Annotated in this window: 9 protein-coding genes; 5 read left to right on the top strand and 4 right to left on the bottom strand. The window is 67.3% G+C overall.

All coding sequences use genetic code 11. The features are described from left to right. Positions 1-17 precede the first annotated feature (17 nt). Complete coding sequence (locus AC2FAN_RS26140; RefSeq protein WP_485176934.1) at positions 18-1,073, bottom strand: threonine aldolase family protein; 1,056 nt, start codon at positions 1,071-1,073, stop codon at positions 18-20. 614 nt (positions 1,074-1,687) lie between these two features. On the opposite strand from AC2FAN_RS26140, the gene gltB reads away from it, so the two are divergent. From gltB to AC2FAN_RS26155, 3 genes are all read left to right on the top strand, one after another. Further along, entirely contained in the window at positions 1,688-6,376 is a 4,689-nt protein-coding gene (gene gltB / locus AC2FAN_RS26145; RefSeq protein ID WP_485176935.1) for a glutamate synthase large subunit, read from the top strand. A 97-nt stretch (positions 6,377-6,473) separates the two neighbouring features. Further along, entirely contained in the window at positions 6,474-7,898 is a 1,425-nt protein-coding gene (locus AC2FAN_RS26150) for a glutamate synthase subunit beta (RefSeq protein ID WP_265050087.1), read from the top strand. Between the two features lie 328 nt (positions 7,899-8,226). Then, the gene (locus tag AC2FAN_RS26155) at positions 8,227-9,249 is read left to right on the top strand and encodes a helix-turn-helix domain-containing protein (protein ID WP_485176936.1); all 1,023 of its coding nucleotides are present in this window, start codon (positions 8,227-8,229) and stop codon (positions 9,247-9,249) included. Between the two features lie 20 nt (positions 9,250-9,269). Here AC2FAN_RS26155 and AC2FAN_RS26160 read toward each other — a convergent pair whose 3' ends face one another. Further along, positions 9,270-9,749 carry a VOC family protein gene (locus tag AC2FAN_RS26160; protein WP_485176937.1) on the bottom strand — a complete coding sequence of 160 codons (480 nt, stop codon included), beginning with the start codon at positions 9,747-9,749 and terminating at the stop codon, positions 9,270-9,272. A 163-nt stretch (positions 9,750-9,912) separates the two neighbouring features. Further along, positions 9,913-10,245: a YciI family protein gene (locus AC2FAN_RS26165; protein ID WP_485176938.1), complete on the bottom strand. Its 333-nt coding sequence runs from the start codon at positions 10,243-10,245 to the stop codon at positions 9,913-9,915. 31 nt (positions 10,246-10,276) lie between these two features. Between AC2FAN_RS26165 and AC2FAN_RS26170 the strand changes: the two genes are divergently transcribed. Together AC2FAN_RS26170 and AC2FAN_RS26175 are read left to right on the top strand one after the other, a co-directional pair. Further along, a complete protein-coding gene (locus tag AC2FAN_RS26170; protein WP_485176939.1) occupies positions 10,277-10,489 on the top strand; it encodes a hypothetical protein in 213 nt (70 codons plus the stop codon). 77 nt (positions 10,490-10,566) lie between these two features. Beyond that, on the top strand, positions 10,567-12,081 hold the full coding sequence (locus AC2FAN_RS26175) for an ATP-binding cassette domain-containing protein (protein WP_485176940.1): 1,515 nt from the start codon (positions 10,567-10,569) through the stop codon (positions 12,079-12,081). 12 nt (positions 12,082-12,093) lie between these two features. Here AC2FAN_RS26175 and AC2FAN_RS26180 read toward each other — a convergent pair whose 3' ends face one another. Then, positions 12,094-13,290: an SGNH/GDSL hydrolase family protein gene (locus AC2FAN_RS26180; RefSeq protein WP_476806083.1), complete on the bottom strand. Its 1,197-nt coding sequence runs from the start codon at positions 13,288-13,290 to the stop codon at positions 12,094-12,096. Positions 13,291-13,301: the final 11 nt, after the last annotated feature.

Genomic DNA, 13,301 nt, shown 5'->3' on the forward strand with positions numbered 1-13,301 from the left:
GGCTGAAATGCGCCGCTTCAATCGGCAATGGCGGTGATCAGGCGTTCGACATGGTCGGGCTCAGTCGCGAAGGACATGACGAAGCGGCCGACGATCTCGCCATCCTGCAGAGGCGCCTCCGGCGGCAGCGAACGGGCCGACCAGTCGTAATAGCCGATGCCGGCCGCCTTCAGCCGCTCCTGGACGGCAGGCGGCAGGACGAGGAACACCTCGTTCGACTGGCAGGGCCAGGCGAGGCGTGCCTCGCTGCCCTGCGCCACCGATTCCGCCAGCCGCTTCGCCCGGGCGTTGGCATGGCGGGCGAGGTCGAGCCAGTGATCGTCGGCGAGCAGCCCCTCGAACTGGGCGCCGAGGAAGCGGCCCTTCGACAGGGTCTGCCCGGCGCGCTTGCGGCGCCATTTCATCTCCTCGGCATGGGCCGGGTCGAAGAAGATCACGGCCTCGGCCGCGAGCGCGCCGTTCTTGGTGCCGCCGAAGGAGAGGACATCGACGCCGGCCTTCCAGGTGATCTCGGCCGGCGAGCAGCCGAGCGTGACCAGCGCATTGGCAAAGCGGGCACCATCCATATGCAGCTTGAGGCCGCGCGGCGTGATCGCCTCCTTCAACGCACTCACTTCGTCCGGGGTGTAGACGGTGCCGCATTCGGTGGCCTGGGTGATCGTCAGCGCCTGGGCCTGGACCTGGTGGAAATCGCCGGCGCGCAGATGGGAGAGCGCCTCGGTCACGGTCTCCGGCCGCAGCTTGGCGCCGACGCCGGGCAGGTCGACGAGCTTGGCGCCGTCCGTGAAGAATTCGGGGGCGCCGCATTCATCCTCGACGACATGGGCCTCCTCATGGGTGATGACCGCCCCCCAGGGCCGGACGATGCTGGCCAGCGCCAGCGCATTCGCGGCCGTGCCGGTCAGCACGAGGAAGACGGCGACCTCGCGCTCGAAGATCGCGGCAAAGCGCTCCTCGACGCGACTGGTCCAGTCATCCTTGCCGTAGGAGGAGGCAGAGCCCGCATTGGCGGCGGCGAGGGCGGCCATGACGCGGGGGCTGGCGGCGGCGGTGTTGTCGCTGAAGAAATCCATGGCGCAGCGTTAGGCGGCCGGCGATGCGCTGCCAAGCGACCGCAGGGAAAGGGGGGCTTGCGCGGCGCGCCGGGCTGAAACGCGGCAGGAGGGGCAAAAACAAGAAGCGTGCTGCCGGAGTCGTGCTTTCATGCCGGAAATGTCTGGTGCGGATTCGATTTTGCAATAAAATTTCGCCGCGGTGCGAAATAGGCGCTTGTGCGTAGATTGGAATTCTGGCAAGTTCATCGCAATAGGACAGTGTTGCTGTCCCATTTTTCACCGCGCCGACCGAAAGCCGCTTCAGGCTGGAGGTCGCGCCGTCGCAATGGAGCGGAGCATGACGAGGGGCCGGGCTGCTGATGCCAAAGCCAACCGTATGTGCGCCGTCCGTAAAACGACGGCCTGAAGACAGGCGCGAGCGGGCGAGAGCCGCCCGAGGCGCCTGCGGAGGACGCGGGCGCGGTGGAAACAAAGCGCAAGCCAGCCTCTGACAAGACGACGGCCGATCCGCCTTGGCCTCATCCTTGCTGCTGACGCAAAGTCGGCATCGAGGCCGCAGCGGAGAGGATTGTGGACTGACGGGTCTCCCGCCGGCGGCGAGCCAGCGGGGTTCTGGGAAGCGGGGTTTGACGATGAGCGCGACCAGCAAGCCGAGCGGCGCAGTGAGCTTCGAGCGTTTTCCGGCCGTGCGCGATCCGGCCATGCCGACGCATCAGGGTCTCTACGACCCGGCCAACGAGAAGGATTCCTGCGGCGTCGGCTTCATCGCCGACATGAAGAACCGCAAGAGCCACGCCATCGTGCAGCAGGGCCTGCAGATCCTGCACAATATCGACCATCGCGGCGCCGTCGGCGCCGATCCGAAGCTCGGCGACGGCTGCGGCATCCTCACCCAGATCCCGCATCGCTTCTTCAAGGAAGAATGCGCCAGGATCGGCATCGACCTGCCGGAACCCGGCCACTACGCCATCGGCCAGTTCTTCATGCCGCGCGATCCGGCGATCCGCGCGCTGTGCGAGGAGATCATCTCCCAGACTGTCGAGGAGGAGGGGCTCGTCTTCCTCGGCTGGCGCAACGTGCCGGTCGACAACTCCGATCTCGGCAAGGCGGTGCTGGAGACCGAGCCGGTGCATCGCCAGCTCTTCGTCGGCCGCCCCGGCGACATCACCGACGAGGACGAGTTCGAGCGGCAGGTCTATGTGCTCCGAAAGTCGGTCTCGAACAAGGTCTACAAGCATCAGGAGCGCAAGACGGCGGAATACTACCCCGTCTCGATGTCCTGCCGCACCATCGTCTACAAGGGCATGGTGCTGGTGAACCAGCTCGGCTCCTACTTCAAGGACCTGCAGGACGCGCGTTTCGAGAGCTCGCTCGCCCTCGTCCACCAGCGCTTCGCCACCAACACCTTTCCGTCCTGGCGCCTCGCCCATCCCTACCGGATGGTGGCGCATAACGGCGAGATCAACACGCTGCGCGGCAACGTCAACTGGATGGCGGCGCGGCAGGCGAGCGTCGATTCCGACCTGTTCGGCTCGGATATCTCGAAGCTCTGGCCGATTTCCTATGAGGGGCAGTCGGACACGGCCTGCTTCGACAACGCGCTCGAATTCCTGGTGCAGGGCGGCTACTCCCTGGCCCATGCCATGATGATGCTCGTGCCCGAGGCCTGGGCCGGCAACCCGCTGATGAACGACGAGCGGCGCGCCTTCTACGAATACCACGCCGCGCTGATGGAGCCCTGGGACGGGCCGGCCGCCATCGCCTTCACCGACGGGCGCCAGATCGGCGCGACGCTGGACCGCAACGGCCTGCGTCCCGCGCGCTACCTCGTCACCGATGACGGGCTCGTGGTGCTGGCCTCCGAATTCGGCGTTCTGCCGATCCCGGAGGAGAAGATCGTCGAGAAGTGGCGCCTCCAGCCCGGCAAGATGCTGCTGATCGACCTCGAACAGGGCCGCATCATCGGCGACGACGAGATCAAGACGTCCCTGTGCCTCGCCAACCCCTACAAGGACTGGCTGAAGCGCACCCAGATCGTGCTGGAGGATCTGCCGCCGGTCGAGGCGCGGGCCTCGCGCACCGACGTGCCGCTGCTCGATCGCCAGCAGGCCTTCGGCTACACCACCGAGGATGTCCGCCTGCTGATGGCGCCGATGGCGGTGACCGGGCAGGAAGCCGTGGGCTCGATGGGCACGGACACGCCGATCTCGGCGCTCTCGCTCAAGTCGAAGCTGCTCTACACCTATTTCAAGCAGAACTTCGCGCAGGTTACGAACCCGCCGATCGATCCGATCCGCGAGGAGCTGGTGATGAGCCTGCTCTCCTTCATCGGGCCGCGGCCGAACATCCTCGACCTCGAAGGCACCTCGCGGCGCAAGCGGCTGGAAGTGCGCACGCCGATCCTGACCAATGACGATCTCGAGAAGATCCGCTGCATCGGCCATTACGAGGACCGGTTCGACACCAAGACGATCGACTTCACCTATCCGGCGCGCGAAGGCGCCGCCGGCATGGAAGGCGCGCTGGAGCGGCTCTGCGAGCGCGCCGAGTCGGCGGTCCATGGCGGCTACAACATCATCATCCTGTCCGACCGGCAGGTCGGCTCCGACCGCATTCCGATCCCGGCGCTGCTGGCGACGGCGGCGGTGCACCATCACCTGATCCGCAAGGGCCTGCGCACCTCGGTCGGCCTCGTCGTCGAGAGCGGCGAGCCGCGCGAGATCCATCATTTCTGCTGCCTCGCCGGCTACGGCGCCGAGGCGATCAACCCCTATCTCGCCTTTGACACCCTGCTCGACCAGCACGCGCAGGGCGCCTTCCCCGAGGAGGTCGACGCCGACGAGGTGGTGAAGCGCTACATCAAGTCCGTCGGCAAGGGCGTGCTGAAGGTGATGTCCAAGATGGGCATCTCGACCTACCAGTCCTATTGCGGCGCGCAGATCTTCGACGCGGTCGGCCTCCGGACCAGCTTCGTCGAGAAGTTCTTCTTCGGCACGGGCACGGCGATCGAGGGCGTGGGCCTCGACGAGATCGCCGAGGAGAGCCTGCGCCGCCACCGCGACGCCTTCGGCGACTCGCCGCTCTACCGCAACAGCCTCGATATCGGCGGCGAATACGCCTACCGCATCCGCGGCGAGGACCATGTCTGGAAGCCGGACGTCGTCGCCGCGCTGCAGCATGCGGTGCGCCTCAACGCGCAGGACCGCTACGAGGATTTCGCCCGGCAGGTGAACGACGACGCGCAGCGGCTCAGCACCATCCGCGGCCTGTTCAAGGTCAAGATGGCCGAGGATGACGGGCGCCAGCCCGTGCCGCTGGAGAGCGTCGAGTCGGCTGCCGACATCGTCAAGCGCTTCGCCACGGGCGCGATGTCCTTCGGCTCGATCTCGCGCGAGGCGCATGAGACGCTCGCCATCGCGATGAACCAGATCGGCGGCAAGTCGAACACCGGCGAGGGCGGCGAGGAATCGATCCGCTTCAAGCCGATGCCGGACGGCCGCTCCAAGCGTTCGGCGATCAAGCAGATCGCATCGGGCCGCTTCGGCGTGACGACCGAGTACCTCGTCAATTCCGACGTGATGCAGATCAAGGTGGCGCAGGGTGCCAAGCCCGGCGAGGGCGGCCAGCTGCCCGGCCACAAGGTCGATGCCAAGATCGCGCGGACCCGGCATTCGACGCCGGGGGTCGGCCTGATCTCGCCGCCGCCGCATCACGATATCTACTCGATCGAGGATCTCGCCCAGCTGATCTTCGACCTGAAGAACGTCAACCCGGCGGCCGATGTCTCGGTGAAGCTCGTCTCCGAGATCGGGGTCGGCACGGTCGCGGCGGGCGTCGCCAAGTCGCGCGCCGACCACATCACCATCTCCGGCTTCGAGGGCGGCACGGGCGCGAGCCCGCTGACCTCGCTGAAGCATGCCGGCTCGCCCTGGGAGATCGGGCTGGCCGAGACGCAGCAGACGCTGGTGCTGAACCATCTGCGCGGGCGCGTGGCATTGCAGGTCGATGGCGGCCTGCGCACCGGGCGCGACGTCATCATCGGCGCGCTGCTCGGGGCCGACGAGTTCGGCTTCTCGACCGCGCCGTTGATCGCGGCGGGCTGCATCATGATGCGCAAGTGCCATCTCAACACCTGCCCGGTCGGCGTCGCGACACAGGACCCGGTGCTGCGCAAGCGCTTCAAGGGCCTGCCCGAGCATGTCGTGAACTACTTCTTCTTCGTCGCCGAGGATGTCCGCAAGATGATGGCGGAGATGGGCTTCACGAAGATCGAGGAACTCGTCGGCCGCTCCGACCTGCTTAACAAGCAGGACGCCATCGAGCACTGGAAGGCGAAGGGGCTCGATTTCAGCAAGCTCTTCCACAAGGTCGAGCTGCCCGGCGTGGCGATCCGCCATGTCGAGCTGCAGAAGCATCCGATCGACGACGTGCTCGATCGCCGGCTCATCGCGCAGGCCGAGAACGCGGTCGAGACCGGCACGCCGGTGGTGATCGAGGCGCGCATCGGCAATGTCGATCGCTCGGCCGGCGCCATGCTCTCGGGCGTGGTGGCCAAGAAGTACGGCCATGCCGGCCTGCCGGACGACACCATCACCGTCAAGCTGAAGGGCACGTCAGGCCAGAGCTTCGCCGCCTTCCTGGCGGCGGGTGTGACGATCGAACTCACTGGGCAGGCCAACGACTATGTCGGCAAGGGCCTGTCGGGCGGCAAGCTGGTCGTGCGGCCCGATCCGGCCTCGAAGGCCGTGCCGGAGCGCTCGATCATCGTCGGCAACACCGTGCTCTACGGCGCGATCGCGGGCGAGGCCTATTTCCGCGGCGTCGCCGGCGAGCGCTTCGCGGTGCGCAACTCCGGCGCCATCGCGGTGGTCGAGGGCACCGGCGACCATGGCTGCGAGTACATGACCGGCGGCGTCGTCGCGGTCATCGGCCAGACCGGGCGCAACTTCGCGGCGGGCATGTCGGGCGGCATCGCCTATGTGCTGGACGAGGACGGCACCTTCAAATCGCGCTGCAACCTCTCGATGGTCGATCTCGAGCCGGTCGAGGAGGAGGAGGATTTGATGGAGCGGCTGCACCATCATGGCGGCGACCTCGAACACAAGGGCCGGATCGACATGACCAACATGTCCGGCCATGACGAGGAGCGCCTGATGCAGATGCTGACGAACCACGCCGACTACACCGGCTCGGAACGCGCCCGCACGATCCTCGACAACTGGGCGGATTACCGCACGAAGTTCGTCAAGGTGATGCCGGTCGAGTACCGCCGCGCGCTGCGCGAGATGGAGCAGGCTCGCACCTTGCAGGCCGCGGAATAAGCGAAACGCCACCCGCTGAGGCCTCGATAGGCCTCAGCCACGCGATCAGTACAGGCACGCGCGCGGGGCGACCCGGGCAGACGGCGAGAGAAACGGCATGGGCAAGGTCACGGGCTTTCTCGAATACGACCGGCAGGAGCAGAAGTATCAGCTCGCCGGCGATCGCATTCGCCACTTCCGGGAGTTCACGCTCCCGCTGGAGGAGCGCGACGTCAAGAAGCAGGCGGCGCGCTGCATGGATTGCGGCATTCCCTTCTGCCACGGCCCGACCGGCTGCCCGGTGCACAACCAGATCCCGGACTGGAACGAGCTGGTCTATTCCGGCGGCTGGGAGGATGCGCTGCGCAACCTCCACTCCACCAACAACTTCCCGGAATTCACTGGCCGCATCTGCCCGGCGCCCTGCGAGGAAGCCTGCACGCTCAACCTCGAGAACATGCCGGTGACGATCAAGACGATCGAACAGGCGATCGCCGACAAGGGCTGGCAGGAAGGCTGGATCGCGCCCGAGATCCCGGCCAAGCGCACCGGCAAGCGCATCGCCATCGTCGGCTCCGGCCCGGCTGGGATGGCTGCCGCGCAGCAACTCGCCCGCGTCGGGCACGACGTCCATCTCTATGAGCGCGAGGCGAAGGCCGGCGGCCTGCTGCGCTACGGCATCCCCGACTTCAAGATGGAGAAGAAGCACATCGACCGCCGCGTGAAGCAGATGGAGGCGGAGGGTGTCACCTTCCACTACAATGCGAATGTCGGGGTGACGCTGCCCTTCGCCACGCTCGTCGCCGAGCATGATGCGGTGCTGATGACGGGCGGGGCCGAGGCGCCGCGCGATCCCGGCCTGCCGGATACCAACCTGGCTGGCGTGCATTACGCGATGCCCTACCTCACCCAGCAGAACAAGCGCGTCGGTGGCGAGGATGTCTCGAACGAGGCGCCGATCCTGGCTGCCGGCAAGCATGTCGTCGTGGTCGGCGGCGGCGATACGGCGTCGGACTGCGTCGGCACCGCCTTCCGGCAGGGCGCGCTTTCGGTGACCCAGCTCGATATCCGGCCCATGGCGCCGGAGATCGAGGACAAGCTGACCGTCTGGCCGTATTGGCCGACCAAGTTCCGCACCTCCTCTTCGCAGGCCGAGGGAGCCGAGCGCGAGTTCCAGGCGGCGACGCTTGGCCTCGAAGGCCGCAACGGCCGGCTGACCGGCGTGAAATGTGCGCGCGTCGATGAGAAGCGCAAGCCTGTTCCCGGCTCCGAGTTCGTCCTGCAGGCGGATCTCTGCTTCCTCGCCATCGGCTTCGCGGGCTCTCTGATCGAGGGCATGATCGCGCAGTCCGGCGCGGCGGTGGACCGGCGCGCCAACGTCGTCGCCAACGACCGCGACTACAGGACCAGCGTCGACAAGGTCTTCGTCGCCGGCGACATGCGCCGTGGGCAGTCCCTCGTCGTCTGGGCGATCCGTGAGGGCCGGCAGGCCGCGCATGCGATCGACAAGGAATTGATGGGCGCGACGATCCTGCCGGTGTGAGCTACACGGCTGCATCATGATCGGGCGAGCCTGAATCCAGGCGATTCCGGCGCGCTGAAGCGGGGGCAGGAGGCGTGCGCCATCGGTGAAGGCTGCTGCCCGTGGATGCCGCTTTGCCGCAACGATAAGCGGCTAAGTCACGATGGGTCCGACGGGCATCGGGCCTGAACTTGGCTCGCGCATAGATGGCGCCAGGAATTCGTTGCGAATAGGACGAATCGCCTCAAAAAGCCTGCGGCTAACCGAGCGTCATCCGAATAAGTGCTTGACGTAAGCGCTGAAGTGGAGTGGAAGCGCGCCTTCGCTCTCTTTACGTTCGGTCAGTCATATGACGCCGGTTATTTTCACGACGATGGGCCTGCCCAAGGCGAAGCAGCTGGATGCTTGGCGCGGCTGGTTCGATACCGTGTTCGACGTTGCTGTCGACGATCCGCAAGCCGGCTTCTCCGCGACCAGCGAGATCTGGAATCTCGGCGGCTTCGGCCTCAGCCGCGTCCATGCGCCGAGGCTGCGGGCGTTCCGGACGCCGGACCTCGTCCGGCGCAACCCGATCGATCATTGGAGCGTCACGATCGGGCATAAGCGGACGACCGGCGAAGCCGGCTGGCAACGGTCGATCGACGTGCCTGCCGGCACACCCTTCGTCGCCTCGCTGGGCCGCGAGCTCGTCAGCCTGCGCGACGAGGACGACCGGCTGCAGCTCTATCTGCCGCGCGATGGCTCTCCGGATCTGACGGCCGTCCTGGAGGGTGCCGAGGGCCGGCCGCTGAGCGATGCGATGGGCAAGCTTCTCGCCGAGTTCATCGCCTTGCTGGCCCGCAGCGCTTCCAGCTTCGCCGATGCGGATCTGCCGGGCCTGCAAACAGCGGTTCGCGGCATGGTGCTCGCCTGCGTCGCACCATCGCCCGATCACAGCGCCTTCGGCGCGGCGCCGATCGCGGTCACGCGCAAGGAAGCGGTGCGCCGCATCGTCGACCTCAACCTCGCCAACCCGTCGCTCGGACCGGATTTCCTGTGCCGGGAGGCCGGCATGTCGCGCTCGCAGCTCTATCGACTGCTCGAAAGCGAGGGCGGCGTGAAGAACTACATCCAGCGGCGGCGCCTGAAGCAGTGTTTCGCCGAGCTGTCGAACGGCGCCAATTCCCGCTCGGTCTCGGTGATCGCCGAGGGCCTGGGCTTTCTGGACCCGTCGAGCTTCAGCCGCTCCTTCAGGAAGGAGTTCGGCCTGACGCCCAAGGAGGTGATGCACGCCAAGCTGTCGGGCGTGCCGGTCAGTCTTGGCCGCGGCGGCAGCTCCGACCCGGATGTGCGAAACCTGCGCGACCTGCTGGGGCTGATCGCGCGGGGTTAGCTGTTCGCGAGACGCGGATATCAGCCGCGCCGGGCCGCCTCGATCGCGGCGACGTCGATCTTCGTCATGTCCATCATCGCGGCGAAGGCTCGCTTGGCCTCCTCGCCGCCGGCCGCCATCGCCTCGGTCAGCACACGCGGCGTGATCTGCCAGGAGATGCCCCATTTGTCCTTGCACCAGCCGCAGGCGCTTTCCCGGCCGTCATTGCCGACGATGGCGTTCCAGAGGCGATCGGTCTCCTGCTGGTCGTCAGTGGCGATCTGGAACGAGAAGGCTTCGCTGTGCTTGAACGCGGGCCCGCCATTGAGCCCGATGCAGGGGATGCCGGCGACGGTGAATTCGACCGTCAGCACGTCGCCTGCCTTGCCGGAGGGGTAGTCGCTGGGAGCGCGGTGGACGGCTCCCACCGTGCTGTCGGGAAAGGTCTCGGCGTAGAAGCGGGCGGCGGCCTCGGCGTCCTTGTCGAACCACAGGCAGATCGTGTTCTTGGCGGTAGCCATTGCTTGTCCTTTCGCTTCCGACGCCATTCCGGCGCAATGTCGCGTGCCCTCGCAAGTGTCTTGTGACCAGCCTCGACGACGCACCCGGATAGGGAATGCGCGTGCGCTATCCAGCGTTCCGCCGACGATGGCTGCAGAGTTATAGCGGCATCGGGGCTGCCGGCTATCCCCGCTCTTCAAGAGGCCAGACTTCCACGACGCCATGCGCGACCGAACAGGGCGTCCGCGAAACGAGATCGATGGCCTCGGCGAGATCGGCCGCTTCGATGATGGCGAACCCGGCCACCGGCAGTTGCGACGCCATGAAGGAACCCTCCTCGGTCCGCACTCCGGCTGCATCGGGATTGCGCACCCGGACAGGCTGGCCGGCGATGCCGATCAAGGCGCCGCGTTTGGCGAGTACCGCATCCTGAGCGTGAGCCGCATCGCGGATATCGGGCGCGATGCGGTCATACCCCGCCCGGTCGCCATAGCCGATCGTCACGAATCTGGGCATCGCATGGCCTCCTCTGCGAACCAACAATCCGATGCGGCGTGGGCAGTTCCACCAGCATGCCGAAAGCGGGCTCCCGCATACAGGCCTGGGTGGCCATGTCGCGGAAGCACTGTTCAGCCGCGCCGGCGCGGCTATGATCGGCACCATGGAATCGAGCCAGAACGGGAAGCCGGTGTTCTACCGCAGCTTCCGCTATCGCACCCGAGGACCTGTTTTCGCCCCGCGCTTCACCTCGCGGGGCTGACCGGGAACGCATCGCCGTCTCATCGTCAGCCTTTTTCGGCGCGGCTTGCCGCGCTTGCCTGATCGCATGAGATTCCGATGTCCCTGATTGCCCTGAAAGACCTTTCGCTCGCCCGCAGCGAGCCCCTGTTCGCCGGCCTCGACCTCGCCATCGCCAAGGGAGACCGCCTCGGCCTCGTCGCCGCCAATGGACGCGGCAAATCCTCGCTCCTGCGCATCATGGCGGGAGAGGAAGAGGCCACGGCCGGCAGCGTCACCCGCGCCCGCGGTCTCGTCACCGCCTTCGCGCCGCAGGACCCGCCCGCCCATCTTCTGGCCTTGAGCTTCCACGATGCCGTGCGCGACGCGTTGGACGTCGAGACCGCGGAAACCGAGGGCTGGCGGGTCGATGTCCTGCTCGACGATCTCGCCGTCGACGAGGGCTTGCGCAGCCGCCCTGTCCGCGCGCTCTCCGGTGGCTGGCAGCGAGCGATGCTGCTGGTGCGGGCGGCGGTGGTCGAGCCCGATCTGCTGCTGCTCGACGAGCCGACCAACCATCTCGATCTCGAGCGGATCGGCGTGCTCGAACGCTTCCTCGCGGCCCTGCCGCGTGACTGCGCCGTGGTGGCGGCGAGCCATGACCGCGCCTTTCTCGACGATGTCAGCAGCCGCACGCTGTTCCTGCGCCCGGCGGAAAGCGCCGATTTCTCTCTGCCTTACACGCGCGCCCTGCAGGCGTTGGAGGAGCGCGATGCGGCGCGGGGCCGGCAGTTCGAGAACGACATGCGCAAGGTTCGGGCGATCCGGCAGCAGGCGGCGAAGCTCAAGAACATCGGCATCAATTCCGGCTCCGATCTGCTGGTGGTCAAGACCAAGCAGCTCTCCGAGCGGGCCGACAGGCTGGAGGACAGTGCGCGGCCGGCGCATAAGGAGCGCTCGGCCGGGGCGATCCGGCTGACCAATAGCGGCAGCCATGCCAAAGCGCTGGTTTCGATCAAGGACACGGCGATCGCCGCCCCGGACGGACGCCTGTTGTTCCGCACCGGGCAACTCTGGATCGAGAACGGCGATCGGGTCGCCCTGCTCGGCGCGAACGGCACGGGCAAGACGCGGCTGGTCGAGCGGTTGCGCGCCGCGCTCGATGGATCGGATCCGCAGATTCGGGGAGCCGCCAGCCTCAAGGCCGGCTATTCCGACCAGGCGCTCTCGCAGCTCGATGCCTGGCTGACGCCCTGGGCGGCGGTGAAGGGGGCGAGCGATCTCGGCGATCTACTGGCGCGCAGCCTGCTCGCGGGCGCCGGAATTGCGAGCGAAGCTCAGGCGGCGCCGACCGCGCGCCTTTCGGGCGGGCAGAGGGCGCGGCTCGCCTTGCTGCTTTTGCGCCTGGCCCAGCCGAACTTCTTCCTGCTGGACGAGCCGACCAACCATCTCGACATCGAGGGGCAGGACATGCTGCAGGCGGAACTGGTCGCGCACGGGGCGGCCTGCCTGCTGGTCAGCCACGACCGCGCCTTCGTCCGCGCCGTGGCGACGCGGATCTGGGTGATCGACGGGAAGAGGCTGGTCGAGGTCGACGATCCCGATCCGGTCTTCGACAAGCTGATGGCGGGCTGATCGCTCCGCCGCTCAGCGCGGCCAGCGGTAATCGTCGAGCCGCCCGGGGACCGGATCGGGCGCGATGCCCTGGCCGAAGACGCGCTCCAGCTGCATCGCGGCATCGCCGCGCCCGCGCGCCTCCGTGATCGAGGCCAGCAGCGGCTGCTCGGTCGTCGCGGCCTGGCCGGTGAGCGGCTGGATCGGCCCGGCCAGCGGGCGCGCCTGCAGGGCCTGGGGCAGGCCGATCGTCGGCATGCCGGCGACCATCTGGTCGATCAGCCGCTCGACGCCGCCGGCCTGCAGCTCCGGCGCCGAAGGTGCTCCGGTCTCTGGCGAGACGGGCAGGGCGATCACGCTGTTCTGCGGGGCGGCCTCGATGATGCGGCGGATGACGAGATCGACGAAATGCGCCGCCTTGCGGGCACCGGCCACGGTGAAATGGATGCCGTCGCCGAGGCGCAGCCGCGTCGGCTGGCCGGAGACGTCCGGGCCTGTCGCGGTATAGCGGTTCTCGGCATCGACGAAGCCGCCCCAGAGATCGACATACTGGCCGCCGGCCTTTTCGACGCGCTGGCGGTAGAGCTCGTTGAAGCTGACGAAATCGGCCGAGAGCCGTCCGTTCTGCACTGGCGGCGCACCGACCCAGATCAGCGGGATGCGCCGGGAGGCGAAGGCATTGGCGATGATGTCGACCCTGTCGCGGTAGAGCTCGAGCCAGCGCGGGCTCAGCGGCTCATGGACGGTCTCGCCCTCGCGGATCGGCTGGCGGTCGTTGAGGCCGACCAGCATGACGCCGATGCCGATCTTCTGGTCGCCGGCCAGGATGTCGGAGACGGCCTTCGGCCAATCGTAGAAATCCGTGCGAACGAGGCCGGAATCCGGCTTGGCCTTGCGGATCACCTCGACATCGGGGCGGTTGTTCAGGGCATCGTCGAGGCCACCAGCCAGCAGATTGGCGAGGGAGTCACCCATCACCACGATGTGATTGGTGACATCGACCTTGGGGATGACCGGATCATCGCGGACGACGACGGGGGCCTCGCGGCGGCGGATGGCTGGCGCTATGCGCTGGCGCGGCTGCGGCGCGGCGCGCTGCGGCGCTGCCGGCAATTGCCAGAACATCTGGAACAGGTTGCGCTGCTGTTGCTGGGCGAGCGAAACCGGCCCGCCGGTGATGAGCAGCAGGCAGGCGGCACAGAGAACCACGGCGAGCGAACGCAGACGCATCGGCCAATCCG

The sequence above is a fragment of the Allobosea sp. RIT-PG3_2 genome, from assembly GCF_057321085.1.

Coding starts and splice junctions, on each gene's coding strand:
- AC2FAN_RS26160 (WP_485176937.1), bottom strand. CDS start 9,749: ATGGCTACCGCCAAGAACACGATCTGCCTGTGGTTCGACAAGGACGCC.
- AC2FAN_RS26150 (WP_265050087.1), top strand. CDS start 6,474: ATGGGCAAGGTCACGGGCTTTCTCGAATACGACCGGCAGGAGCAGAAG.
- AC2FAN_RS26175 (WP_485176940.1), top strand. CDS start 10,567: ATGTCCCTGATTGCCCTGAAAGACCTTTCGCTCGCCCGCAGCGAGCCC.
- AC2FAN_RS26170 (WP_485176939.1), top strand. CDS start 10,277: ATGCGGCGTGGGCAGTTCCACCAGCATGCCGAAAGCGGGCTCCCGCAT.
- AC2FAN_RS26165 (WP_485176938.1), bottom strand. CDS start 10,245: ATGCCCAGATTCGTGACGATCGGCTATGGCGACCGGGCGGGGTATGAC.
- AC2FAN_RS26140 (WP_485176934.1), bottom strand. CDS start 1,073: ATGGATTTCTTCAGCGACAACACCGCCGCCGCCAGCCCCCGCGTCATG.
- AC2FAN_RS26155 (WP_485176936.1), top strand. CDS start 8,227: ATGACGCCGGTTATTTTCACGACGATGGGCCTGCCCAAGGCGAAGCAG.
- gltB (WP_485176935.1), top strand. CDS start 1,688: ATGAGCGCGACCAGCAAGCCGAGCGGCGCAGTGAGCTTCGAGCGTTTT.
- AC2FAN_RS26180 (WP_476806083.1), bottom strand. CDS start 13,290: ATGCGTCTGCGTTCGCTCGCCGTGGTTCTCTGTGCCGCCTGCCTGCTG.